General features: G+C 52.0%; 26 protein-coding genes, 1 other RNA gene and 1 other annotated feature. Of the genes, 21 read left to right on the forward strand and 6 right to left on the reverse strand.

All coding sequences use genetic code 11. The features are described from left to right. Window positions 1-6: 6 nt before the first annotated feature. Window positions 7-252 carry a helix-hairpin-helix domain-containing protein gene (locus tag ABU190_RS11065; protein WP_354691314.1) on the reverse strand — a complete coding sequence of 82 codons (246 nt, stop codon included), beginning with the start codon at window positions 250-252 and terminating at the stop codon, window positions 7-9. A gap of 110 nt (window positions 253-362) precedes the next feature. Here ABU190_RS11065 and fumD point away from each other — a divergent pair, with 110 nt between their 5' ends. From fumD to selO, 15 genes are all read left to right on the forward strand, one after another. Beyond that, window positions 363-578, forward strand: a complete 216-nt coding sequence (gene fumD, locus ABU190_RS11070; RefSeq protein ID WP_041851606.1) for a fumarate hydratase FumD — start codon at window positions 363-365, stop codon at window positions 576-578. Window positions 579-846: 268 nt separating this feature from the next. Then, window positions 847-2,775: a threonine--tRNA ligase gene (gene thrS, locus ABU190_RS11075; protein WP_041851605.1), complete on the forward strand. Its 1,929-nt coding sequence runs from the start codon at window positions 847-849 to the stop codon at window positions 2,773-2,775. A gap of 3 nt (window positions 2,776-2,778) precedes the next feature. Then, window positions 2,779-3,321 (forward strand): translation initiation factor IF-3, encoded by a 543-nt coding sequence (gene infC, locus ABU190_RS11080; RefSeq protein ID WP_071845866.1) that lies wholly within the window; start codon window positions 2,779-2,781, stop codon window positions 3,319-3,321. A gap of 96 nt (window positions 3,322-3,417) precedes the next feature. Further along, window positions 3,418-3,615, forward strand: a complete 198-nt coding sequence (gene rpmI, locus ABU190_RS11085; RefSeq protein WP_001124225.1) for a 50S ribosomal protein L35 — start codon at window positions 3,418-3,420, stop codon at window positions 3,613-3,615. Between the two features lie 99 nt (window positions 3,616-3,714). Next, a complete protein-coding gene (gene rplT / locus ABU190_RS11090) occupies window positions 3,715-4,071 on the forward strand; it encodes a 50S ribosomal protein L20 (protein WP_013366084.1) in 357 nt (118 codons plus the stop codon). Window positions 4,072-4,312: 241 nt separating this feature from the next. Next, window positions 4,313-4,436: a sequence feature (Phe leader region), on the forward strand. Next, entirely contained in the window at window positions 4,318-4,362 is a 45-nt protein-coding gene (pheM, locus tag ABU190_RS11095) for a pheST operon leader peptide PheM (protein ID WP_001386830.1), read from the forward strand. Its footprint overlaps the feature before it by 45 nt. 51 nt (window positions 4,437-4,487) lie before the next feature. After that, complete coding sequence (pheS, locus tag ABU190_RS11100; RefSeq protein ID WP_041851604.1) at window positions 4,488-5,471, forward strand: phenylalanine--tRNA ligase subunit alpha; 984 nt, start codon at window positions 4,488-4,490, stop codon at window positions 5,469-5,471. A 14-nt stretch (window positions 5,472-5,485) separates the two neighbouring features. Further along, window positions 5,486-7,873 carry a phenylalanine--tRNA ligase subunit beta gene (pheT, locus tag ABU190_RS11105; protein ID WP_354691315.1) on the forward strand — a complete coding sequence of 796 codons (2,388 nt, stop codon included), beginning with the start codon at window positions 5,486-5,488 and terminating at the stop codon, window positions 7,871-7,873. 4 nt (window positions 7,874-7,877) lie between these two features. Beyond that, window positions 7,878-8,177: an integration host factor subunit alpha gene (ihfA, locus tag ABU190_RS11110; RefSeq protein WP_006820203.1), complete on the forward strand. Its 300-nt coding sequence runs from the start codon at window positions 7,878-7,880 to the stop codon at window positions 8,175-8,177. Window positions 8,178-8,276: 99 nt separating this feature from the next. After that, window positions 8,277-9,257 (forward strand): vitamin B12 ABC transporter permease BtuC, encoded by a 981-nt coding sequence (gene btuC / locus ABU190_RS11115; RefSeq protein ID WP_354691316.1) that lies wholly within the window; start codon window positions 8,277-8,279, stop codon window positions 9,255-9,257. A 219-nt stretch (window positions 9,258-9,476) separates the two neighbouring features. After that, on the forward strand, window positions 9,477-10,028 hold the full coding sequence (locus ABU190_RS11120; protein ID WP_041851601.1) for a glutathione peroxidase: 552 nt from the start codon (window positions 9,477-9,479) through the stop codon (window positions 10,026-10,028). After that, on the forward strand, window positions 10,025-10,774 hold the full coding sequence (gene btuD / locus ABU190_RS11125) for a vitamin B12 ABC transporter ATP-binding protein BtuD (protein ID WP_354691480.1): 750 nt from the start codon (window positions 10,025-10,027) through the stop codon (window positions 10,772-10,774). The genes ABU190_RS11120 and btuD overlap by 4 nt, the downstream gene beginning before the upstream one ends. A 76-nt stretch (window positions 10,775-10,850) precedes the next feature. Beyond that, window positions 10,851-11,312 (forward strand): NlpC/P60 family protein, encoded by a 462-nt coding sequence (locus ABU190_RS11130; RefSeq protein ID WP_071195364.1) that lies wholly within the window; start codon window positions 10,851-10,853, stop codon window positions 11,310-11,312. A gap of 324 nt (window positions 11,313-11,636) precedes the next feature. Beyond that, a complete protein-coding gene (locus ABU190_RS11135; RefSeq protein WP_317077331.1) occupies window positions 11,637-12,347 on the forward strand; it encodes an EAL domain-containing protein in 711 nt (236 codons plus the stop codon). A gap of 61 nt (window positions 12,348-12,408) precedes the next feature. Then, complete coding sequence (gene selO, locus ABU190_RS11140; protein WP_354691317.1) at window positions 12,409-13,851, forward strand: protein adenylyltransferase SelO; 1,443 nt, start codon at window positions 12,409-12,411, stop codon at window positions 13,849-13,851. Between the two features lie 4 nt (window positions 13,852-13,855). On the opposite strand, the gene hemP is transcribed toward selO, so the two are convergent. The 3 genes from hemP to ppsR form a co-directional block, all read right to left on the reverse strand. Further along, window positions 13,856-14,047 carry a hemin uptake protein HemP gene (hemP, locus tag ABU190_RS11145; protein ID WP_354691318.1) on the reverse strand — a complete coding sequence of 64 codons (192 nt, stop codon included), beginning with the start codon at window positions 14,045-14,047 and terminating at the stop codon, window positions 13,856-13,858. A gap of 135 nt (window positions 14,048-14,182) precedes the next feature. Next, a complete protein-coding gene (gene aroH, locus ABU190_RS11150; protein WP_041851790.1) occupies window positions 14,183-15,229 on the reverse strand; it encodes a 3-deoxy-7-phosphoheptulonate synthase AroH in 1,047 nt (348 codons plus the stop codon). Between the two features lie 152 nt (window positions 15,230-15,381). After that, the gene (ppsR, locus tag ABU190_RS11155; RefSeq protein ID WP_041851595.1) at window positions 15,382-16,215 is read right to left on the reverse strand and encodes a posphoenolpyruvate synthetase regulatory kinase/phosphorylase PpsR; all 834 of its coding nucleotides are present in this window, start codon (window positions 16,213-16,215) and stop codon (window positions 15,382-15,384) included. Window positions 16,216-16,547: 332 nt separating this feature from the next. Between ppsR and ppsA the strand changes: the two genes are divergently transcribed. The 4 genes from ppsA (at window position 16,548) to ABU190_RS11175 (ending at window position 20,219) form a co-directional block, all read left to right on the forward strand. Further along, window positions 16,548-18,926, forward strand: a complete 2,379-nt coding sequence (gene ppsA / locus ABU190_RS11160) for a phosphoenolpyruvate synthase (RefSeq protein WP_041851594.1) — start codon at window positions 16,548-16,550, stop codon at window positions 18,924-18,926. 497 nt (window positions 18,927-19,423) lie between these two features. Continuing rightward, entirely contained in the window at window positions 19,424-19,639 is a 216-nt protein-coding gene (locus tag ABU190_RS11165) for a hypothetical protein (protein ID WP_354691319.1), read from the forward strand. Further along, window positions 19,636-19,839: a hypothetical protein gene (locus ABU190_RS11170; RefSeq protein WP_354691320.1), complete on the forward strand. Its 204-nt coding sequence runs from the start codon at window positions 19,636-19,638 to the stop codon at window positions 19,837-19,839. The genes ABU190_RS11165 and ABU190_RS11170 overlap by 4 nt, the downstream gene beginning before the upstream one ends. Then, complete coding sequence (locus ABU190_RS11175; RefSeq protein WP_354691321.1) at window positions 19,836-20,219, forward strand: hypothetical protein; 384 nt, start codon at window positions 19,836-19,838, stop codon at window positions 20,217-20,219. The genes ABU190_RS11170 and ABU190_RS11175 overlap by 4 nt, the downstream gene beginning before the upstream one ends. A 134-nt stretch (window positions 20,220-20,353) precedes the next feature. On the opposite strand, the gene rprA is transcribed toward ABU190_RS11175, so the two are convergent. Both rprA and ydiK read right to left on the reverse strand, forming a co-directional pair. Next, window positions 20,354-20,461, reverse strand: an RNA gene (gene rprA / locus ABU190_RS11180) — antisense sRNA RprA. Between the two features lie 174 nt (window positions 20,462-20,635). Continuing rightward, complete coding sequence (gene ydiK / locus ABU190_RS11185; RefSeq protein WP_354691322.1) at window positions 20,636-21,748, reverse strand: AI-2E family transporter YdiK; 1,113 nt, start codon at window positions 21,746-21,748, stop codon at window positions 20,636-20,638. A 194-nt stretch (window positions 21,749-21,942) separates the two neighbouring features. Between ydiK and ABU190_RS11190 the strand changes: the two genes are divergently transcribed. Then, a complete protein-coding gene (locus tag ABU190_RS11190; protein ID WP_354691323.1) occupies window positions 21,943-24,999 on the forward strand; it encodes an FAD-binding and (Fe-S)-binding domain-containing protein in 3,057 nt (1,018 codons plus the stop codon). Beyond that, window positions 24,996-25,406 (forward strand): 1,4-dihydroxy-2-naphthoyl-CoA hydrolase, encoded by a 411-nt coding sequence (gene menI / locus ABU190_RS11195; RefSeq protein ID WP_354691324.1) that lies wholly within the window; start codon window positions 24,996-24,998, stop codon window positions 25,404-25,406. The genes ABU190_RS11190 and menI overlap by 4 nt, the downstream gene beginning before the upstream one ends. Window positions 25,407-25,584 lie beyond the last annotated feature (178 nt).

Consider the following 25,584-nt stretch of genomic DNA (forward strand, 5'->3'; position numbering starts at 1 on the left):
GGCCCTTTATTTTTCCTCAGATACTGTTTTTGCCAGCGCGATAGCATTGCTAATAGCAGCTTTTGCCTGCGGACTGTTTTTCCAGCACGTTGATCCGACGAGCGCCGCTCCCTGGGCGACGATATCGTCAACGGAAGCTTCACTGAGTTGATCGAGCGAGCTAAATCCCATTTGCTCTAGTCGTTCAATGACTTTCGGGCCGACACCTTTGCAGGCGAGCAGAGCAGTGCGCTCTTGTGCGGTAAATGACATCGACATTTCCTTATTGTGATTATCACCTTGCTGTGGTTATTCAGTATTATTAATGAGTAACAGAAGAACAACAAACCACGAAAAGTCGTGATCACCTCATGGGGGAGTGAATGGGCAGGACAAAAGATGCCGAGTTATATGAAGAAATGTGCCGGGTCGTTGGGAAAGTGGTGCTTGAGATGCGAGACCTTGGCCAGGAGCCAAAACATGTGGTGATTGCCGGGATGGTGCGCACAATGCTGGCGAATCAACGTGTGCCGCGTACGGAATTGACTAAACAGGCCATGGCGGAGGTAATCCGCGCGCTGGGTTTTGAGGCTTCATGATATTCTCTTTTTGTGAGCCAGCAGTAGGACACAGAAAATAGTCAAGGGAACCAATATCAAACAAGAGGTACATTCCCCCTTTTTTTAGTGTTACCATCCTCTGACGCAATGAAAAGTGTGAGCCATGATGGCCTTCATTGACGTAACAGATTACGCGCCAATTTAGCGATTGTTGGTTAGATGGCGGCGTAATTTATTTCGACTAAACAAATATTTACTTCGTATGTGATCTTTCGTGTGGGTCACCACTGCGAATTAAGGATATGAAATGCCTGTAATTACTCTTCCTGATGGCAGTCAACGCCATTTCGATCGTGCTGTGAGTCCAATGGATGTGGCTCTGGACATTGGTCCGGGTCTTGCGAAAGCGACCATTGCCGGTCGTGTGAACGGTGAACTGGTTGATGCGTCCGATCTGATTGAAAATGACGCAACGCTGTCTATCATCACCGCCAAAGACGAAGACGGTCTGGAAATCATCCGCCACTCCTGTGCGCACCTGTTAGGTCACGCTATCAAGCAACTGTGGCCGAACACCAAGATGGCGATTGGCCCGGTCATCGATAACGGCTTCTATTACGACGTTGATCTTGACCATACCCTGACCCAGGAAGATATCGACGCGCTCGAAAAACGTATGCACGAGCTCGCCGAAACCAACTATGACGTCATTAAGAAAAAAGTAAGCTGGCACGAAGCGCGTGAAACCTTCGTGAAGCGTGGCGAGAGCTACAAAGTCTCCATTCTTGATGAAAACATTGCCCATGATGACAAGCCTGGCCTGTACCATCATGAAGAATATGTCGATATGTGCCGTGGTCCGCACGTACCGAACATGCGTTTCTGTCATCATTTCAAATTGATGAAAATCGCCGGCGCTTACTGGCGTGGCGACAGCAACAACAAGATGTTGCAGCGTATTTACGGTACTGCGTGGGCAGATAAAAAAGCGCTCAACGCCTACCTGCAGCGTCTGGAAGAGGCCGCGAAACGCGATCACCGTAAAATCGGTAAACAACTCGACTTGTACCACATGCAGGAAGAGGCGCCTGGCATGGTGTTCTGGCACAATGACGGCTGGACTATCTTCCGTGAACTGGAAACCTTTGTACGTTCCAAACTGAAAGAGTATCAGTATCAGGAAGTAAAAGGCCCGTTCATGATGGACCGTGTGCTGTGGGAAAAAACTGGCCACTGGGACAACTACAAAGATGCGATGTTCACGACATCTTCCGAGAACCGTGAATATTGCATCAAGCCGATGAACTGCCCGGGCCACGTGCAGATCTTTAACCAGGGTCTGAAATCCTACCGTGATCTGCCGCTGCGTATGGCGGAGTTCGGTAGCTGCCATCGTAACGAGCCATCAGGCGCGCTGCATGGCCTGATGCGTGTTCGCGGCTTTACGCAGGATGACGCGCATATCTTCTGTACCGAAGAACAAGTGCGTGATGAAGTCAACGCCTGTATTCGACTGGTCTATGATATGTACAGCACCTTTGGCTTCGAGAAAATCGTCGTCAAACTGTCTACTCGCCCGGAAAAACGTATCGGTAGCGATGAGATGTGGGATCGTGCTGAGGCGGATCTGGCAGTTGCGCTCGAAGAAAACAACATCCCGTTTGAATATCAACTGGGTGAGGGCGCATTTTACGGTCCGAAAATTGAATTTACATTATATGACTGCCTCGATCGCGCATGGCAGTGCGGTACAGTCCAGCTGGACTTCTCGTTACCGGCTCGTTTAAGCGCCTCTTATGTTGGCGAAAACAACGAGCGTCAGGTTCCGGTGATGATTCACCGCGCAATTCTGGGGTCACTGGAGCGCTTTATCGGCATCCTGACCGAAGAATTTGCCGGTTTCTTCCCGACCTGGCTGGCCCCTGTTCAGGTTGTGGTGATGAATATCACTGATTCTCAAGCTGAATATGTCAACGAATTGACCCGTAAATTGCAAAATGCGGGCATTCGTGTAAAAGCGGACTTGAGAAACGAGAAGATTGGCTTTAAAATCCGCGAGCACACTTTACGTCGTGTCCCTTATATGTTGGTCTGTGGTGATAAAGAGGTGGAAGCAGGCAAAGTGGCCGTTCGCACCCGCCGCGGTAAAGACCTGGGCAGCCTGGACGTAAGTGAAGTGATTGAGAAGCTGCAACAAGAGATTCGCAGCCGCAGTCTTCAACAACTGGAGGAATAAGGTATTAAAGGCGGAAAACGAGTTCAAACGGCACGTCCGAATCGTATCAATGGCGAGATTCGCGCCCAGGAAGTTCGCTTAACTGGTCTGGAAGGTGAGCAGCTGGGTATTGTGAGTCTGAGAGAAGCTATCGAAAAGGCTGAAGAAGCTGGAGTAGATTTAGTTGAGATCAGCCCTAACGCCGAACCGCCAGTTTGTCGTATCATGGACTACGGCAAGTTCCTTTATGAAAAGAGTAAGTCTTCTAAGGAACAGAAGAAAAAGCAAAAAGTTATTCAGGTCAAGGAAATTAAATTCCGACCTGGCACCGATGATGGCGACTACCAGGTAAAACTCCGCAGCCTGGTTCGCTTTCTGGAAGATGGCGATAAGGCCAAGATCACACTGCGTTTCCGCGGTCGTGAGATGGCCCACCAACAGATCGGTATGGAAGTGCTTAACCGCGTCCGTGACGATCTGAGTGAACTGGCAGTAGTCGAATCCTTCCCTACGAAGATCGAAGGCCGCCAGATGATCATGGTGCTCGCTCCTAAGAAGAAACAGTAAGGCCTTCAAGTAGCAAAACCTGTGACGCCTTTGGGCTTCACAGGTTTTGTTCGCCTGGGTTTCGTTTATTAACAATGCGAAGTGGAAGTTATTAAAATGCCAAAAATCAAGACCGTACGCGGTGCTGCTAAGCGCTTCAAAAAAACCGGTAAAGGTGGTTTTAAGCACAAGCACGCTAACCTGCGTCATATTCTGACCAAAAAAGCTACCAAGCGTAAACGTCACCTGCGTCCGAAAGCCATGGTTTCCAAAGGCGATCTGGGCCTGGTAATCGCGTGCCTGCCGTACGCATAAGTCGTTAACCTTTTTATTAACTTTTTTATGCCCCCTGTCCGTTTGCATGATAAATGCGACGGGAGAAGGGCACTCAGAATATAGATACAGGAGAGCAACATGGCTCGCGTAAAACGTGGTGTAATTGCACGCGCACGTCACAAGAAAATTTTGAAACAAGCTAAAGGCTACTACGGTGCGCGTTCACGCGTTTACCGCGTTGCCTTCCAGGCTGTTATCAAAGCAGGTCAGTACGCTTATCGTGACCGTCGTCAGAAAAAGCGTCAGTTCCGTCAACTGTGGATTGCGCGTATCAACGCAGCAGCACGTCAGAACGGTATTTCTTACAGCAAATTCATCAACGGCCTGAAAAAAGCCTCTGTTGAAATCGACCGTAAGATCCTGGCTGATATCGCAGTATTCGACAAAGTAGCGTTTACCGCTCTGGTCGAAAAAGCGAAAGCAGCTCTGGCTTAATAAGTCAGTGGAAGAGGGAGCGATGCTCCCTCTTTTCGTTTATACCCGTCATGTCTCGCATTGCATGTGCGTAGGCTGAGGTCTTCACCCGGTTACTTACTTAAGTAAGCTCCTGTGGTTTCACTCTCTCGCCGCTGTTTTGCAACGCGAATTATTTAGGGTATAACACTATCAGAAGATTGACTTTTTTCCGGTGAGCCCTTTCAATAAGGTAATCCACTTTTTACCACACAAGGTAACGCAAGCATGAATGCTGCTATTTTCCGCTTCTTTTTTTACTTTAGCACCTGACTCCGGGAGGCTAGCGCGTGAAAGAAGAAACGGAAAATTAACGCCAAAAGCCTCCAACAGGAGGCTTTTTTTGTGTCTGAATTTTAAGTAAAAAGTCCAACAACAAGGACATAACGAGGAAAATTATGTCACATCTCGCAGAGCTGGTTGCCAGTGCACGGGCAGCCATTAATGATGCCTCAGATGTTGCTGCGTTAGATAACGTACGCGTTGAATATCTGGGTAAGAAAGGGCATCTGACCCTTCAGATGACCACCCTGCGTGAACTGCCGCCAGAAGAGCGCCCGGCTGCCGGGGCGGTGATTAACGAAGCAAAAGAACAGGTCCAACAGGCGCTGAATGCGCGTAAATACGATCTGGAAAATGCTGCACTGAACGCACGTCTGGCGGCTGAGACCATCGACGTATCCCTGCCGGGGCGTCGTATCGAAAACGGCGGCCTGCATCCGGTCACCCGTACTATCGACCGCATTGAGAGTTTCTTCGGTGAGCTTGGCTTTACCGTGGCGACGGGCCCGGAAATCGAAGACGATTATCACAACTTCGATGCATTGAATATTCCAGGCCATCATCCGGCACGCGCTGACCACGACACTTTCTGGTTTGATGCCACCCGTCTGCTGCGTACGCAGACATCTGGCGTGCAGATTCGCACCATGAAAGAACAGCAGCCGCCGATTCGTATTATCGCGCCGGGCCGCGTGTACCGTAACGACTACGACCAGACGCATACCCCGATGTTCCATCAGATGGAAGGTCTGATTGTTGATACCAACATCAGCTTTACCAACCTGAAAGGCACGCTGCACGATTTCCTGAATAACTTCTTTGAGGAAGATCTGCAGGTACGTTTCCGCCCGTCCTACTTCCCGTTCACTGAACCGTCTGCAGAGGTGGATGTGATGGGTAAAAACGGCAAATGGCTGGAAGTGTTGGGTTGCGGCATGGTGCATCCGAACGTACTGCGCAATGTGGGCATTGACCCGGAAATCTATTCTGGCTTCGCGTTTGGGATGGGGATGGAGCGCCTGACCATGCTGCGTTACGGTGTGACCGATTTGCGAGCATTCTTCGAAAACGATTTGCGTTTCCTCAAACAGTTTAAATAAGGGCAGGACAAATAATGAAATTCAGTGAACTGTGGTTACGCGAGTGGGTTAACCCGGCAGTCGACAGTGAAGCGCTTTCCGATCAAATCACCATGGCTGGCCTGGAAGTTGATGGCGTCGAGCCTGTGGCGGGCGCATTTAACGGCGTGGTTGTGGGTGAAGTTGTGGAGTGCGGTCAGCACCCGAATGCAGACAAACTGCGCGTTACAAAAGTGAATGTGGGCGGTGAACGCCTGCTGGATATTGTCTGTGGCGCGCCGAACTGCCGCCAGGGGCTGAAAGTGGCTGTTGCCACCATCGGCGCAGTACTGCCGGGTGACTTCAAAATTAAAGCGGCCAAACTGCGCGGTGAACCGTCAGAAGGCATGCTGTGCTCGTTCTCAGAACTGGGTATTTCCGATGATCACAGCGGCATTATCGAACTGCCGCTGGACGCCACGATTGGTACCGATATTCGCGACTATCTTAAACTTGATGACAACACCATTGAAATCAGTGTGACGCCGAACCGTGCGGATTGCTTAGGGATCATTGGTGTCGCGCGTGATGTCGCCGCACTGAACAAAGCACCGCTGGTTGAACCGGAAATCACCCCGGTTGCCGCCACCATCAACGACACGCTGCCAATCACCGTTGACGCCGCTGATGCCTGTCCGCGTTATCTGGGGCGTGTGGTTAAAGGTATTAACGTAAAAGCGCCGACCCCGCTGTGGATGAAAGAAAAACTGCGTCGCTGCGGTGTGCGTTCTATCGATGCGGTTGTGGACGTGACCAACTATGTTCTGCTGGAACTGGGTCAGCCGATGCATGCTTTCGATTTGGATCGTATCGACGGCGGTATCGTCGTACGTATGGCGAAAGAGAACGAAACGCTGGTACTGCTCGACGGTAGCGAAGCCAAACTGGCAACCGACACGCTGGTGATTGCTGACCATAATAAAGCGCTGGCTATGGGCGGCATTTTTGGTGGTGAACATTCTGGCGTGAACGACGAAACACAGAACGTCCTGCTGGAATCCGCGTTCTTTAGCCCGCTGTCCATCACTGGCCGCGCGCGTCGTCATGGTCTGCACACGGATGCTTCCCATCGCTATGAGCGTGGGGTTGATCCGGCGTTGCAATACAAAGCCATGGAGCGTGCGACACGTCTGCTCATTGATATCTGCGGTGGTGAAGCTGGTCCGGTTGTTGATATCACCAATGAAGCCACGCTGCCGAAACGGGCGACCATCCGTCTGCGCCGCAGCAAGCTGGATCGTTTGATTGGTCATCACATTGCGGATGAACAGGTTACCGACATCCTTAAACGCCTGGGATGCGAAGTCACCGAAGGGCAGGATGAGTGGCTGGCGGTTGCGCCGAGCTGGCGTTTCGATATGGAAATCGAAGAAGACCTGGTGGAAGAGGTTGCGCGCCTGTACGGTTATAACAATATCCCGAACGCACCGGTACAAGCCGGGCTGGTGATGGGTTCACACCGCGAAGCCAATCTGTCGCTCAAGCGCGTGAAAACGCTCTTAAATGACAAAGGCTATCAGGAAGTGATCACCTACAGTTTCGTTGATCCGAAAGTACAGCAGTTGATCCATCCGGGTGAAGAAGCGCTGATTCTGCCAAGCCCGATCTCCAGCGAAATGTCAGCGATGCGCCTGTCACTGCTGACCGGCCTGCTCGGAACTATCGTCTATAACCAGAACCGTCAGCAGAGCCGTGTGCGTATCTTCGAAACCGGCCTGCGCTTCGTACCGGACACCCAGGCGCCTTTAGGTATTCGTCAGGATCTGATGCTGGCGGGCGCCATCTGCGGTAACCGCTATGAAGAGCACTGGGATCTGGCCAAAGGCAGCGTTGATTTCTTCGACCTGAAAGGCGATCTGGAATCTTTACTCGACCTGACCGGCAAGTTGTCCGCGATTGAGTTCCGCGCAGAGGCGAATCCGGCGCTGCATCCTGGGCAATCCGCAGCGATTTATCTGAAAGATGAATACGTTGGTTTCATTGGCGTCGTGCATCCGGAGCTGGAACGTAAGCTCGATCTGAATGGTCGTACGCTGGTGTTTGAACTGGAGTGGAACAAGGTCGCAGACCGCGTGGTTCCTCAGGCGCAGGAGATTTCACGCTTCCCGGCGAACCGTCGCGACATCGCTGTCGTCGTCGCTGAAAACGTGGCCGCGGCAGATATTTTAGCCGAATGTAAGAAAGTTGGCGTAAATCAGGTAGTTGGCGTAAACTTATTTGACGTGTACCGCGGTAAGGGTGTTGCGGAGGGGTATAAAAGCCTCGCCATTAGCCTGATCCTTCAGGATACCAGCCGTACACTCGAAGAAGAGGAGATTGCCGCTACCGTCGCCAAATGTGTAGAGGCATTAAAAGAGCGATTCCAGGCATCATTGAGGGATTGAACCTATGGCGCTTACAAAAGCTGAAATGTCCGAATATCTGTTTGATAAGCTTGGGCTTAGCAAGCGAGATGCTAAAGAGCTGGTAGAGCTGTTTTTCGAAGAGATCCGTCGTGCTTTGGAAAATGGTGAGCAGGTAAAACTCTCCGGCTTTGGCAATTTCGATCTGCGTGATAAGAATCAACGTCCGGGACGTAACCCGAAAACGGGCGAAGATATTCCCATTACAGCCCGGCGCGTGGTGACCTTCAGACCCGGCCAGAAGTTAAAAAGCCGCGTCGAAAACGCTTCGCCCAAAGCAGAGTAATCTGGACTAATTAAAAAGGCCGCAATTGCGGCCTTTTTCTTTCAATACTCAATATCATCTTTAAAATCAACTTACTCAATAACGCATCAATTGAACTGCATGCTGAATTACGCAAAACTCCAACAGCGTCGCAATGGTCAGTGGCTCTGCGGCCTTGCGCTGCTTTTGCTTATCGCGCTGTTTATTAGCCTGTGCGCGGGCGATCAATGGATTGGTCCTGCAAACTGGCTTGATGCCCGTGGGCAACTTTTTGTCTGGCAAATACGTCTGCCCCGTACGTTAGCGGTTTTGCTGGTGGGGGCGGCGCTGGCATTAAGCGGCGCGATTATGCAGGCGTTGTTTGAAAACCCGCTGGCCGAGCCGGGGCTTCTGGGCGTGTCTAACGGTGCGGGTGTCGGGTTAATAGCCGCCGTACTGCTGGGAAAAGGTCTGTTGCCTGGCTGGGCGTTAGGATTATGCGCCATCGCCGGGGCGCTGGTCATCACGCTTATTCTGCTGCGCTTTGCCCGACGGCATATGTCGACCAGTCGTCTGCTGTTAGCCGGCGTCGCTTTAGGGATCATTTGTAGCGCACTGATGACCTGGGCCATCTATTTTTCCACTTCATTCGACCTGCGCCAGCTCATGTACTGGATGATGGGCGGTTTTGGCGGCGTAGACTGGCAACAAAGCTGGCTGATGGTCGCACTGTTACCGGTTATGGGCTGGACCTGCTTTCAGTCGCAGCCACTTAACGTACTGGCGCTGGGGGAGACATCGGCCCGACAACTCGGGCTACCCCTGTGGTTCTGGCGCAATGTGCTGGTGGTGGCAACCGGCTGGATGGTGGGCGTCAGCGTCGCGCTGGCTGGTTCCATTGGCTTTATAGGGCTGGTTATCCCCCATATTCTGCGTCTTTGCGGCCTCACCGACCATCGCGTGCTTCTGCCCGCCTGCGCGCTTGCGGGGGCGACGGCACTGCTTTTTGCCGATATCGTTGCCCGAATGGCGCTGAACGCCGCGGAATTACCTATCGGCGTCGTGACGGCAACACTGGGGGCACCGGTGTTCATCTGGCTCTTGCTAACGGCAAGACGCTAAAAGGCCGGAGGACGCAATGCCCGGATTCACCCGCAGACAATAATTACGTAAAAGTGTGTAACAACAGCACGTCAAAAAAAGAAAAATTACCTAATCCGTTGGTTTTATGCCTTTTTTTGGTAAATGACAGGAGAAGGATTATCGCGCATTATCTGGCTATTATTAATGACTGGCCGGGCGAGAGATCCGGCGTACGAATGAACCGACTAAGGGGATGCTATGCACCAGGATATTTTGAACACCGAGATTACAACAATTGATGGCGAACATATCACGCTGGAAAAATACCAGGGCAAGGTTATTCTGGTGGTGAATGTAGCCTCAAAATGTGGCCTGACGCCACAGTATGAACAACTGGAAAACATTCAGAAAGCCTGGGAGAAAGACGGGTTTATTGTTCTCGGCTTCCCGTGTAATCAGTTTGCCGGGCAGGAACCGGGCAGTGAAGAAGAGATCAAAACCTTCTGCAGCACGACCTATGGGGTGACTTTCCCAATGGCAGCCAAAGTTGATGTTAACGGTGAAAACCGCCATCCTTTGTATCGCAAATTGATTGCCGCGGCACCAAAAGCTGTCGCCCCGGAGGAGAGCGGTTTTTATGAGCGCATGGCCAGCAAAGGGCGGGCTCCGCTTTATCCGGATGATATCCTGTGGAACTTTGAAAAGTTCCTGATTGGTCGTGATGGTCAGGTTGTTCAGCGTTTCTCACCGGATATGACACCCGAAGATCCTATCCTGATGGAAGCGATTAAGCTGGCGCTGGCAAAATAATGCCGTTGCTGCAACTTCATGACCTTGAGGATGCAGGCAGACTGGGGCCGATTACGGCCCTGGTCGACAAAGCGCTAATGCTGCATCTCGTCGGGCCGAATGGCGCGGGGAAAAGCACGCTTCTGGCACGTCTCGCCGGTTTGACGCAGGGAAAGGGCAGTGTGCAGTTAAATGGTCGCCCGCTTGAGCAATGGCATGCGCCGCAACTGGCTCGTCATCGCGCTTACCTGTCCCAGCAACAGACACCCCCCTTCGCTATGCTGGTCTGGCATTATCTGGCACTGCATCAGCATCACCATCCCAACGACCGCGTGGTTGAAGAGATTACGCATAAACTTGGGCTGGCGGATAAGCTGGGGCGCACTGTCAATCACCTCTCCGGTGGCGAATGGCAGCGGGTGCGGCTGGCAGCGGTGATTGCGCAAATTCATCCGGCAGCGAATGCGGATGGGCAACTCCTGTTGTTAGACGAGCCGATGAACAGTCTCGATGTCGCCCAGCAGGCCGCGCTGGATGGCATGTTAAGCGAGCTGGTGGCAGCAGGGATCACCGTTGTGATGAGCAGCCACGATCTCAACCATTCGCTGCGTCGCGCGCATCAGGTGTGGCTATTACGCCAGGGTAAACTGATTGCCAGTGGCCCACGTGATGAAGTGTTAACGCCGCAAAATCTGGCGACCGCATACGGTATGCCATTTCGTCGCCTCGACCTGGCTGGTCACAGGATGCTCATTCCCGAGGTATAGCAGTAAACGGAACTTGCAAGAATTGCAATTCACACGCTAAATTATTCCAGCATAACAAAAATAGAGGTTTTGCTGGATGCGCATCTGGTTTCTTCTGGCGGCATTAATTCTTTCAGGGTGCAGCAGTCATCGGGCACCGCCACCTAACGCACGCCTTTCTGATTCCATCACCGTCATTGCCGGGCTGAATGATCAACTGCGCGACTGGCGCGGTACGCCTTACCGCTATGGCGGCATGAGCCGTAATGGCGTTGATTGTTCGGCATTCGTGATGATGACCTTCCGCGATAAATTTAACCTTGAGCTTCCCCGCGATACGCGTAAACAGGCGGAAGTGGGGACGAAAATCGATAAGGATGAATTGCTGCCAGGCGATCTGGTGTTCTTCAAAACAGGCTCCGGTGATAACGGTCTGCATGTGGGCATCTACGACACCGATAATGCCTTTATCCATGCATCCACCAGCCAGGGAGTCGTGCGTTCTTCGTTAAACAATGTCTACTGGCGCAAGAATTTCTGGCAGGCGCGTCGTATCTAATCCCCTTCCGATAGCAAGCAGCGAATAGCTCACCGGTTCGCTGCTTTTGTGAACTAAACGCAAATTTTGTTATTTTCCTCATCGTTCATTCATTTTTTCTTCAATATTTATTATTTAACTATTCGTTACCTTAAAGGGGGGTCAGTATCGTGGCATACGCTGGTGTGAGCAATTTAACCAGGATAAGCTTGCGCACGAAAATAAGGAATTTTCGACAATATAATGGGAAATGATGAAGTCAGTTTTGTTAAGTTCAACTACGTTGATGCATGTGCGCATTGGTTTTTCGATGCAGGATATCAACCTTAATGCGGGGTTGGCGCCATGATCGTATCGTTTGATGACACCTATCGCTCAGAGTTTTTACTACAGCCTGCGCGCAACGGTTACGGCACGCTTGTCGGAATTGAAATCGTGGTCAATTTCGTTGGGGCGGGTTCTGTACGGGCATCTGCAGAGCGGATAGTGCCACGCCTGAGCCCAGACGAAACGCTGACGCTTTTTTCTGAGCAATTAGAATTACTCGAGTCCTGTAAACTATTCTTTATTCAGCATCAACTACTCGCCTGGATACATATTTCACCGCTTATTGTCGACGCATTGATCTCTAATGCTGAACTTGCCGAAACGGTAGCGAAATATCCTTTTCTTGAATTTACTGTGAATGAGAATTATCCCAACCTGACGAAAGGTAATGAAAATAATTCTCTCGTCTTGTTTAGCGAACGATATCCTTTAATTCTGGGAAATTTTGGTGCCGGGGCAGCGTCCACTCGCGCCATTTTTGATGGGCTGTTTAAGCGGGTGGTGTTGGATAAAAACTTCATCCATCAGCGGCTGGCCTCGCGTTCGTTCGAACCCTTTATGCGCGCGATCGTTTCGCAAATCTCCCCCTATTGCCGTTCGGTAATGATTGACGGTATTGACGATGAAAAAACCTTAAAGCGGGTGAAGCCGTATCAGTTCAGTGCCATGCAGGGGAATTTATGGCCAGCGGTTCCCGCCGCTCAGATCACCAGCCTGGTTCAGGGATAACCTTGCCTTTAACCCGTGTTTAACATCCTCTAAACCCACTACAATAAAGGCAGGAGGTACTATGACCCTGTCTTTTATTACCCGCTGGCGCGATGAGCTGCCTGGTTTTTATACTGCCCTTTCCCCGACACCGCTGAGTAATGCCCGCTTGCTTTGGCATAATGCCCCTCTGGCGAAAACCATGGGCATCGATCCCGCCCTGTTTACGCCGAACGAGGGGGCTGGCGTGTGGGGGGGCGAAACGCTGCTTCCCGGAATGTCACCGCTTTCGCAGGTCTACAGCGGGCATCAGTTTGGCGTCTGGGCGGGGCAACTGGGCGACGGGCGCGGTATCCTGCTCGGCGAACAGCGACTGCCTGATGGTACAACGCTGGACTGGCACCTGAAAGGTGCCGGGCTTACGCCGTATTCCCGCATGGGCGACGGCCGCGCGGTGCTGCGCTCAACCATTCGTGAAAGCCTGGCCTCTGAGGCCATGCATCATCTGGGGATTGCGACGACACGTGCGCTTTCTATTGTCACCAGTGACACGCCTGTTTACCGCGAAAGCGTTGAGCAGGGGGCGATGATGATGCGCATTGCACAAAGTCATATCCGTTTTGGTCACTTCGAGCACTTCTATTATCGGCGCGAACCCGAAAAGGTACGCCAACTGGCGGATTTTGTGATTCGTCATTACTGGCCGCATCTGCAGGATGACGCCAACAAATATGAAGTCTGGTTCCGCGATGTCATTGCCCGTACCGCCGCGCTGATGGCTCGCTGGCAGGCGGTCGGCTTCGCCCATGGGGTGATGAATACGGACAACATGTCGATTCTGGGACTGACGATTGATTACGGCCCCTACGGTTTTCTTGATGACTACCAGCCCGGTTTTATCTGCAATCACTCGGACTACCAGGGACGTTACAGCTTCGATAACCAGCCAACAATTGCCCTGTGGAATCTGCAACGGCTGGCGCAAACTCTGTCGCCGTTTATGAGTGCCGATGTGCTCAATGCGGTGCTGGACAGTTATCAGCCGGTATTGCTGAGCGAATATGGCATATTGATGCGCCAGAAACTGGGCTTTTTTAGCCAGCAAAAGGATGACAATGTGTTGTTAAGCGAGCTCTTCGCTCTGATGGAGCGTGAAGGCAGCGACTATACCCGCACTTTCCGCATGTTAAGCCATACCGAGCAGATGAGCGCCAGCAGTGCGCTACGTGACGAGTTTATCGATCGCGAGACGTTTGACAGTTGGTTTAGCCGCTACCGTGCGCGTCTGGCGCAGGAGACTATTGCGGATGCGCAACGTCAGCAGCAGATGCAAAACGTAAACCCGGCGGTTGTGCTGCGTAACTGGCTCGCACAGCGGGCGATTGAACAGGCAGAGCAGGGAAATACCGAAGAGCTGGAGCGTCTGCACGCCGTCTTGCGGGAGCCTTATACAGAGCGCAACGATGACTATAGCCGTCGCCCACCGGACTGGGGTAAAAGACTGGAGGTTAGCTGTTCAAGCTGAGCCTCTATTTCGTTAGTATCAGTTTCCCGGCGTGCGTCTGTCGCAACAGATATTCTTGTCCCTGATGTTCAATGACAACGCGCGCCGAATCCCCCAACAGGGTCTTGCTGCTGATGCGGCGATCCTCAGGATGAATAGTGGCTGGGCTGGCAGGCAGTTTCTCTGCCGGAGTGGTCGGCTTATCCCTGTTCGACATTTCACGCTAACTGTTTGGATATGACAATGATAATTATTATTAATACCTGCCGTGCGGGCTGCAAGTAATATTTGGAAAACCAATCATTTGGGGTAGGGGGAAGCGTCCCGCCGGGAGACCCGACGGGAAAAAAGATTACAAACGTGAGGAGACTGCCGCAGCGAGCTTATCGAGCAACACTTCGCTGTCTTCCCAGCTCAGGCACGGGTCAGTGATGGACTGCCCGTATACCAGCGGCTGGCCGCTGACGATCTTTTGCGTACCCTCTTGCAGGAAACTCTCTGCCATCACCCCCGCAATTGCCGTGGAGCCATCACGAATCTGCTGACAGATGTCATCGCAGACTTCAAGCTGGCGACGATGCTGTTTCTGGCAGTTGCCGTGACTGAAATCGACGACCAGTTGCTCCGGCAGATCAAACTCACGCAGAGTTGCGCAGGCGGCGGCAATATCGTCTGCGTAGAAATTCGGTTTTTTTCCGCCACGCATAATAATATGCCCGTAAGGGTTACCGCTGGTCTGGTAAATGGTCATCTGTCCGGTTTTGTCCGGCGAGAGGAACATATGGCTGGTTCGCGAAGCGCGAATCGCGTCTACCGCAATTCGGGTGTTACCGTCAGTACCGTTTTTGAAGCCTACCGGACAGGAGAGCGCCGACGCCATCTCGCGATGGATCTGGCTTTCTGTGGTACGCGCGCCAATCGCCCCCCAACTGATCAGATCAGCAATAAATTGTCCTGTCACCATATCCAGAAATTCGGTTGCTGTCGGTACGCCCAGCTCATTTACTGCGAGCAGGAGTTTGCGTGCCAGTTCGATGCCATGGTTAACGCGGTAGCTGCCGTTCAGATCGGGATCGGAAATCAACCCTTTCCAGCCCACTACGGTTCGCGGCTTTTCAAAATAGGTGCGCATTACAATTTCCAGTTGCGCACTGTGCTTTTGCCTTAACCCCTGCAGGCGACGGGCATAATCCATTGCTGCGTCCAGATCGTGAATGGAGCAGGGGCCAATAATCACTAATAGCCGTTTATCTTCACCGTTGAGGATTTTCTCGATACGGCGACGGGATTGTGTGACATGTTCCGCAACTGCAAGGGAAACGGGATGCCGCTGCGCGAGCTCTGCCGGAGTGACCAGACTCTCGATGCGCGCAGTGCGAAGTTCATCGGTTTTGTTCATCAGAATTCTCAAAATTTTGTGCTCAAACGGCCAAATGCCGGAGGCGATGCGCACACCTTAAACCAATCCTTGCTTAATTCAATAGCAGGTTGTGATGCGCATCACATCGAAGGCCAGCATGATAGCAAAATTGTCATCTATGTACTAGTGTCTTAGTACATGCGGCGGTTAAGGCCCATCATGTCGAGAATTTTGGTGGCGATCTCTTCTACCGAATAGTTGGTACTGTTTAACCAGGGGATCTGATTTTTACGGTAAAGCGCTTCCACCTCTGCCACTTCCATGCGGCACTGGCGTAATGAAGCGTAACGGCTATTTTCACGGCGCTCCTCGCGGATTGCGGCCAGGCGCTCAGGATTAATGGTCAGACCAAATAATTTATGCTGGAGCGGCTTCAATGAAACAGGCAGAACGAGATTATCCATGTCATCGGCAATAAAAGGATAATTAGCTGCACGGATACCGAATTGCATTGCCAGATAAAGGCTGGTTGGCGTTTTACCGCAACGGGAAACACCCAACAAAATCACCTGGGCCTGATCCAGGTTGCGCAACGAAATACCATCATCATGCGCCAGCGTGTAATCAATAGCGGCAATCCGCGCATCATATTTCGTCAGGTTGCCTGGATTTAACCCATGGGTACGATGCGCAATAGGTGTCGGGTCGAGTTTTAATTCTTGCTGTAATGGTGCCACCAGTGCCTGAACAATGTCCTGACAGAATCCTTCACTTTGTAAAATAATGGTGCGGATTTCAGGCAGTACGATGGAATAAAACACTAACGGACGTACGCCTGTCTGCTGATAGATAGCGTCAATCTGGTCCTTCACTGCTCTGGCGCGGCTTTCATTCTCCACGAACGGCAGCGTGATGCTATTGATAGCAACAGGGAATTGCGACATCACCGCATGGCCTAATACCTCTGCGGTGATAGCGGTACCATCGGAAATATAAAAAACCTGGCGATCCACAGCGCTGTCCATTTTACCCTTCCTGATTGTCATGCGTAATTATCTGAAAGCATAAATTAAAGTCACCCATCTGCGTAGCGTCTTTTCTGAATTTTTAAAATGAAACGGTATTTTTGTTTTTAATGAAAAGTATGGTTCATTTTTATTATGCGCTTAAAAAAAGAATGACTTTGAGGATTTTCCGATTATCGAATACTGAATCGTTGACGGGAAAGTGTCCGAAAAGACAAAAATTTAAATTGCTTGAACGATTCACCGTTTTTTCAGCCCGAATAATTATGCCAGGATGAAAAGGTAGTAAATGCTTTATTACCCCATTCAAATATCACAAAAGGATTGTTTAGATGTCCAACAATGGCTCGTCTCCGCTGGTGCTTTGGTATGACCAACTCGGCATGAATGATGTAGACAGAGTTGGGGGCAAAAATGCCTCCCTTGGTGAGATGATTACTAATCTGTCCGGTATGGGCGTAAGCGTACCCAATGGGTTTGCTACCACTGCCGATGCGTTTAACCAGTTTCTCGATCAAAGTGGCCTGAATCAGCGCATCTATGACCTGCTGGATAAAACGGACATTGACGACGTTTCCGAGCTGGCGAAAGCTGGCGCGCAGATTCGCCAGTGGATAGTCGATACCCCGTTCCAGCCGGCGTTCGAAGATGCGATCCATCAGGCATATGCCAAACTGTCTGCTGATGACGAGCAGGCATCCTTTGCGGTGCGTTCTTCCGCAACGGCAGAAGATATGCCAGACGCTTCCTTTGCGGGGCAACAGGAAACCTTCCTGAACGTGCAGGGATATGACGCCGTGCTGGTGGCGGTGAAGCACGTCTTCGCCTCCCTGTTCAATGACCGTGCGATTTCTTACCGCGTGCATCAGGGTTACGATCATCGCGGTGTTGCGCTCTCTGCCGGGGTGCAACGGATGGTGCGCTCAGACATCGGTTCTTCCGGCGTGATGTTCTCTATCGACACGGAATCCGGCTTTGATCAGGTGGTATTTGTCACCGCGGCCTGGGGGCTGGGTGAAATGGTGGTACAGGGTGCAGTCAACCCGGATGAATTTTATGTTCATAAGCCAACACTGGCGGCAGGGCGTCCGGCTATCGTGCGCCGCACGATGGGGTCGAAGAAAATTCGCATGGTCTATGCGCCGACCCAGGAGCATGGCAAACAGGTGCGTATCGAGGACGTCGAACAGGCTAACCGCGATCGTTTCTCGCTGACCAACGAGGAAGTGCAGGAGCTGGCGAAACAGGCTGTGCAGATTGAAAAACACTATGGTCGGCCGATGGACATTGAATGGGCGAAAGACGGCCATACTGGCAAACTATTTATTGTGCAGGCGCGCCCGGAGACCGTGCGCTCTCGCGGTAAAGTGATGGAGCGTTATACGCTGCATGCGCAGGGCAAAATCATCGCCGAAGGGCGTGCGATTGGCCAGCGCATTGGCGCAGGCCCGGTGAAAGTGATTCACGATATCAGCGAAATGAATCGCATCGAAGCAGGCGATGTGCTGGTGACTGACATGACCGACCCGGACTGGGAACCGATCATGAAAAAAGCGGCAGCGATTGTCACCAACCGTGGCGGTCGTACCTGCCATGCGGCCATCATCGCTCGTGAGCTGGGGATCCCGGCGGTCGTCGGTTGTGGCGATGCAACAGAGCGCATGAAAGATGGCGATAAAGTGACCGTCTCCTGTGCCGAAGGCGACACGGGCTATGTGTACGCTGAGATGCTCGACTTTAGCGTGAAAAGCTCAAGCATTGATGAAATGCCTGCGCTGCCGCTCAAAATCATGATGAACGTGGGCAACCCGGACAGAGCGTTTGATTTTGCCTGTCTGCCGAATGAAGGTGTCGGCCTGGCGCGCCTGGAATTTATTATCAACCGTATGATCGGCGTGCACCCGCGTGCATTACTGGAGTTTGATGATCAGGACGTGAAACTGCAAAACGAAATCCGCGAAATCATGAAAGGTTATGATTCGCCGAAAGAGTTTTATGTTGGACGTCTGACCGAAGGCATCGCAACGCTGGGGGCGGCATTCTATCCAAAACGGGTGATTGTGCGTCTGTCAGACTTTAAATCCAACGAGTATGCCAACCTCGTCGGCGGTGAACGTTACGAACCGGACGAAGAGAACCCGATGCTCGGCTTCCGTGGTGCCGGTCGCTATGTCTCCGACAGCTTCCGTGACTGTTTCGCGCTGGAATGTGAGGCGGTGAAGCGTGTGCGCAACGAAATGGGGCTGACCAACGTGGAAATCATGGTCCCGTTTGTCCGTACCGTTGAGCAGGCGAAAGCGGTGGTGGAAGAGCTGGCACGTCAGGGGCTCAAGCGTGGTGAAAACGGACTCAAGATCATCATGATGTGCGAGATCCCGTCGAATGCGTTGCTCGCTGACCAGTTCCTGGAGCACTTTGACGGCTTCTCTATCGGTTCAAACGACATGACGCAACTGGCGTTGGGGCTGGACCGCGACTCCGGTGTTGTCTCTGAGCTGTTTGATGAGCGTAATGACGCGGTGAAAGCCCTGTTGTCGATGGCCATTCGCGCTGCCAAAAAACACGGCAAATATGTCGGTATCTGTGGGCAGGGCCCGTCTGACCATGAAGACTTCGCGGCCTGGCTGATGGAAGAGGGGATTGATAGCCTCTCCCTGAACCCGGACACCGTGGTTCAAACCTGGCTGACGCTGGCTGAACTGAACAAATAATCCATTACTCTCTTACGATAAAACCTCACTTTTTCGGAAGTGGGGTTTTTTTATGGCGGAAATCCGGCTGGAATAAGTAAATTCTTAGCTGAAACAAAATGTGTTTGCGCACGCTTACCTTAGAGATGTGTCATCAATCGAATTACACTGGCCTCGTTTTAACACATCTGCACGATTTAAATACCCCAACCCATCCTTTGCAGATGCCTCTGATCGCATGTGCTGCGTCAGATATATTTTTCTGTTCGTTTTTTCAGGGAATTTACGCGACTGCGTATAGCTGTATGAATGTGGCTGCATTGCCATGCTTACGCCTTGCGCTTTTATTTTAGTTGGCTACCAGAACTGCAAAAAAATAACGACAGTCTGCCTGCTGATGGCTACGGATGCATTTTGCTATCGGTCAGTCAGCAGACTTTGCCAGGTTATTTATATCGAGGTGCGTGAATCTGATATTTGCGCATCCCAATGATCTCATTTCAATTAAGGTAAATGCCATGAAACGTTTATTGCTGATTGTGACCGTGCTCTCCTGCATCACGCTTAACGGCTGCGCATCATATAACGAACATATTAAAGCGTGCGACGGAGAGGATGTAAGTACCGCACATCTGGCCTTTGATTATCTGCCGATTGGCGCGCTACTCGATAACGGAACCTGTGCTGTTACCGGCAACGGTGCGCACTTTAGCAACACGGATGGCGCAAAATGAATTTCTATCAAACGGATACGTTAACGGCTGTCGTTGCACGCCTGAAAGAACTTACCCGTGAATATCATGCCTATGAAAATACGCTGGCGCAGTTATGTGATGAGGGGGAAAAGGCCCTCAGAATACATAGCGAAGACGCATATAACACTTTTATGTCTGAGTGTGGTTCAACACTGGCAGCAATTAAGGTGGAACTATGACGCGATTGTTATTATTGTTAATCACCTGTATTTATTCCTGCGCAGTTATGGCTGTTCCGGTTAATGGGAATTGGCTGACGAAGGAATCCGTTATCTGTATTAACGGTATGAGTGTAATAAAATATGATTACACTCATGCTGAATTAGCCAATACCACATTGGATATAGCTGTGAATGGCAAAACGGTTCGTACGATAAAAGGCCTGAATGTCTTTGACCATTGGGACAGCACATTGGATGCCGTCGAATTTGTCCATTTTAAATATGACGGGAAGGCGTACAACATCTATATCCAGGACAGCAAAGGGGAAGGCATCATGCATTTTGACTACACCAGCCCCGCCGTAGACTGTGCTGTCATGACAGGCGCTAATGTATGAGGTGGCTTATCATTATCGGCTTCTTACTATTTGCCGTATGGACGATTCAGGATGCCCCCCGATGAGGCGTGACAGACGTAACCGCGTCAGAGTTCTTCCCCGCAGGTTAACCTGCCTCAGCGCCTGTTTGAAGGATAAAAAAAAGCCCATCGTGGGAGATGGGCAAAGACTACACACAGCAATTCGTTGTTTCACTCAGGGGATTTCCATGCTTATAAATCAAGGTGTTGATTTATAACCGTGACCTTATAGTAGGCCATCCGGGATTTTAGCGTCGATCAGATTCGTCTCATTAGTTAAACGGCGGTTAAGATTTTGCGGGGAAAACGGCGCAAACCTCCGGTCAGGAGGCTTGCGCACGGGAGGGACAGTAAATAAATGATTAGCAGTGCTTCATAATCATCGAGGCTGGCGTATCAGATGCGGGTGTCATCTGCATCGTGCATCTCTTCCAGCGCGTCATTTTCCTCCGGCCCTGGCATGGGAGCTTCGTTAACCCAGGCGGAAAAGAGTCGCCATGAAACGGCCAGTAACACCGGACCAATAAACAGCCCGATCATCCCAAATGCCACCAGGCCGCCAATAACGCCGGAAAGGATCAGTATCATCGGCAGATCGGCACCCATACGAATCAGCATGGGACGGATAAAGTTATCCAGCGTGCCGACCACGCAACTCCAGACCAGCAACACCGTGCCCCATGTTGAGTCGCCGCTCCAGTAGAGCCAGATAATCGCAGGCACCAGCACAACCAGCGGGCCCAATTGCACCAGACACGTCATCAACATAATGACTGTGAACAGCGTGGCGTATGGCACTCCTGTGACCGCCAGGCCAATTCCTCCCAGAACCGCCTGCACCAGCGCGGTGACAACCACGCCGAGCGCGACAGCACGGATGGCCTGCCCGGCCAGCAGAACGGCAGCATCGCCGCGCCTGGCCGCCAGACGATAGGCAAAATGGCGAATCCCCTGTGCGACCTGCTCGCCGCGCCAGTACAGCAGGGCGCTAAATAGCAACATCAGGGCACAATGCAGCATAAAGCGACCGATATGTGCCGCCTGACCGACAAACCATGTGGTGGTAGTGCCGACATAAGGGCGTACTTTGGCAAGTATCGCGCTGCCGCCCATATCCAGCAGGTTGTGCCAGCCGCTATACAGCTTGTCACCGATCAGCGGAATACTGTTCAGCCACTCCAGGGTCGGCGGAGTCATTTCACCCGATGTAATGGCCTGAATGACCGGACCGCTGTTATCCACGAGGCTATTAACCAGTAGCGCGACCGGAAGAATAAACAGCAAAATTAATAATAATGTCATCACGATGACTGCCAGTGAGCGGCGACCAAACAGCGCGCGCTGTACGCGCAGAAGCACCGGCCAGGTGGCAATAACCACGGTACCCGCCCAGGCGAAACCAAGAATAAAAGGCTGAACGATCCACAAACAGGCGATGATCATAAGGGCTAAAAACAGTACCGACAGCATCACCTGCGGTACATCCCGGGACTGCGATTGAAAGGCCATAAAACGTAATCACCTTAAGTGAGAGGATGCGAAATCAGTAAAGATAATGATTAATGATTTCAGCGGTTTTTGACAGTCTGATTCTGCCCGTAATTCTGGTGGGCGCATAAGAAAAAAATGTGATACAACGATGGATGCTGCAAGCAAACGATTAACTATTCACAACTACTAACAGTCAGGCAGGGTCAAGAGTAATGATCCCACAGATTTCTCAGGCACCGGGTGTCGTTCAATTGGTGCTGAATTTTTTACAGGCACTGGAGCAACAAGGTTTTACCGGCGATACCGCCACAAGTTATGCCGACAGGCTGACCATGGCGACCGACAACAGTATCTACCAATTGTTACCCGATGCCGTTGTCTTTCCCCGTTCTACTTCTGATGTCGCCTTAATTTCACGCATCGCGGCGGAAGCGCGTTTTCAGTCGCTGGTGTTCACACCGCGCGGCGGTGGCACCGGCACAAACGGTCAGGCGCTGAACCAGGGCATCATCGTTGATATGTCCCGCTATATGAACCGCATTATGGAGATTAATCCTGAGGAAGGATGGGTGCGGGTTGAAGCGGGCGTCATCAAAGATCAACTCAACCAGTTTCTTAAACCCTACGGCTATTTCTTCGCGCCGGAACTGTCCACCAGTAACCGTGCGACGCTGGGGGGCATGATCAATACCGATGCTTCCGGTCAGGGATCGCTGGTCTACGGAAAAACGTCCGACCATGTCCTCGGCGTGCGGGCCGTGTTGCTCGGCGGCGATATTCTGGACACCCAACCGGTGCCCGTTGAACTGGCGCAGACGTTGGGTAAGGCAAATACCGCAGTGGGGCGCATTTACCGCACCGTGTTCGAACGTTGCCGGGACAATCGTCAACTGATTATCGATAAATTCCCCAAACTCAACCGTTTCCTCACGGGGTACGACCTGCGCCATGTCTTCAATGATGAGATGACCGAGTTTGACCTGACCCGCGTGTTGACGGGCTCGGAGGGAACGCTGGCATTCATTACCGAAGCGCGGCTGGATATCACCCGTCTGCCGAAAGTACGCCGTCTGGTAAATGTGAAATACGATTCGTTCGACTCCGCGCTGCGTAATGCCCCGTTTATGGTGGAAGCGCGCGCACTGTCGGTTGAAACGGTCGATTCAAAAGTCCTCAATCTGGCGCGCGAAGACATCATCTGGCACTCCGTAAATGAACTCATCACCGATGTGCCGGATAAGACCATGCTGGGTCTGAACATTGTCGAGTTTGCCGGTGATGATGAGGCGTTAATTAATGAGCAGGTTACCTCTCTGTGCGCTCGCCTGGATTCCCTGATGGCGGAAGAGGCGGGCGGGGTGATTGGCTGGCAGATTTGTGACGACCTGGCGGGCATTGAGCGTATCTACGCGATGCGTAAAAAAGCCGTCGGCCTGCTGGGCAATGCGAAAGGGGCGGCAAAACCGATCCCGTTCGCAGAAGATACCTGTGTGCCACCGGAACACCTTGCGGACTACATCGTCGAGTTTCGCGCATTGCTTGACAGCCATGGCTTGAGCTACGGCATGTTCGGTCATGTGGATGCGGGCGTATTGCATGTGCGTCCGGCGCTCGACATGTGTGACCCGCAACAAGAGGTTTTGATGAAGAAAATCTCCGATGATGTGGTGGCGTTAACGGCCAAATACGGTGGCTTGCTGTGGGGTGAGCACGGTAAAGGTTTCCGCGCCGAATACAGCCCGGCGTTCTTTGGTGCGGAACTGTACGCAGAGCTGCGCAAAGTGAAGGCTGCATTTGACCCGGCAAACCGTCTCAACCCGGGTAAAATTTGTCCCCCTGAGGGGATTGATGCGCCGATGAAGCAGGTAGATGACGTGAAGCGCGGTAGCTTCGACCGGCAAATCCCGATTGCCGTGCGCTCATCCTGGCGTGGGGCGATGGAGTGCAACGGCAACGGCCTGTGCTTCAACTTCGACGCCAAAAGCCCTATGTGCCCGTCGATGAAAATTTCCGGCGATCGTATCCATTCGCCGAAAGGTCGCGCCACGCTGGTGCGCGAATGGCTGCGTCTGCTGGCCGATCGCGGTATCGACCCGGTGAGGCTGGAAAAAGAGATGCCGGAAAAACGCGCCAGCCTGCGTTCGCTGATTGAGCGTACCCGCAATAGCTGGCATGCGCGTCACGGCGAGTATGATTTTTCGCATGAAGTGAAAGAGGCCATGTCGGGTTGTCTGGCCTGTAAGGCCTGTTCGACCCAGTGCCCGATCAAGATAGACGTGCCGGAGTTCCGCTCGCGCTTCCTGCAACTTTACCACACACGCTATCTGCGTCCGCTGCGCGATCACCTGGTTGCGACCGTGGAAAGCTACGCGCCGTTGATGGCCCGTGCGCCGAAAACGTTCAATTTCTTTATGAGCCAGCCGTGGGTGCGTTCGCTTTCACAAAAACATATTGGCATGGTGGATCTGCCACTGTTATCTGTTCCCTCATTACAACGGCAGATGATCGGCCACCGTTCGGCGAACCTGACGCTGGAACAGCTTGAAACATTGAGCGATGCGGAAAAAGCGACTACGGTGCTGGTGGTGCAGGATCCATTCACCAGTTACTACGATGCGCAAGTGGTGGCCGATTTCGTTCGTCTGGTGGAAAAACTGGGCTACCAGCCCGTTGTCCTGCCCTTTTCGCCGAATGGCAAAGCGCAGCATATCAAAGGCTTCCTGCAGCGTTTTGCGAAAACCGCACAGAAAACTTCGGATTTTCTCAACCGAGTTGCGCAACTGGGCATGCCGATGGTGGGCGTCGACCCGGCGCTGGTGCTCTGCTACCGGGATGAATACAAGCAGACGCTCGGTGAGAAGCGTGGCGATTTTCACGTCATGCTGGTGCACGAATGGTTGCCTTCTGCACTGGAAGGGCGTGAGAATCGCGCCATCAGCGGTGAATCCTGGTACCTGTTTGGCCACTGTACTGAGGTGACAGCGCTGCCTGCTTCTGTTTCGCAATGGACGTCCATTTTTGCCCGTCTGGGCGCGAAACTGGAAAACGTTAGCGTAGGATGCTGCGGTATGGCAGGAACCTATGGACATGAAGTCAAGAACCACGCCAACTCATTGGGGATTTACGAGTTGTCCTGGCATCAGGCGCTACAACGTTTACCGCGTAGCCGCTGTCTGGCGACAGGCTACTCCTGTCGCAGCCAGGTGAAACGCGTGGAAGGAAATGGCGTACGCCATCCGTTGCAGGCGCTACTGGAGATAATAGGATGATCTGGAAACGTGAGGTAACCCTTGACGCGCTCAATGCGATGGGCGAGGGCAATATGGTAGGACTGCTCGATATCCGTTTTATTGCAATTCATGACGACTCGCTGGAAGCAACAATGCCGGTTGATAGCCGCACGCATCAGCCGTTTGGTTTGCTGCATGGCGGCGCTTCTGTGGTGCTGGCGGAGTCGCTGGGTTCCGTTGCCGGATATTTATGTACCGAAAGTGAGAAGAAAGTGGTTGGGCTTGAGGTGAATGCCAACCATATTCGTTCCGTACGGAGCGGGCGTGTGCGTGGCGTCTGTCGTGCACTGCATACCGGTAGCCGCCATCAGGTATGGCAAATTGATATTTACGATGAGCAGGATAAATTATGCTGCACTTCGCGCCTCACCACCGCGGTCATCTGAGATAAATTTGCGACAGGGAAACCTGTCGCAAAAATTCATATTTTCTTCATTCATTTTCACATTCAGACTTGTCCATTCGTGCTATATTGGGCGGGTTTGAAAACCGCTTCGATGACCATCGAAGCCAGACGCTGTAACGCATAAAGACCTAATGAAGTGATTCGTTGTTTCCTTAAGC

The organism is Phytobacter sp. RSE-02, from assembly GCF_040578655.1.
Lineage (GTDB): Bacteria > Pseudomonadota > Gammaproteobacteria > Enterobacterales > Enterobacteriaceae > Phytobacter > Phytobacter diazotrophicus.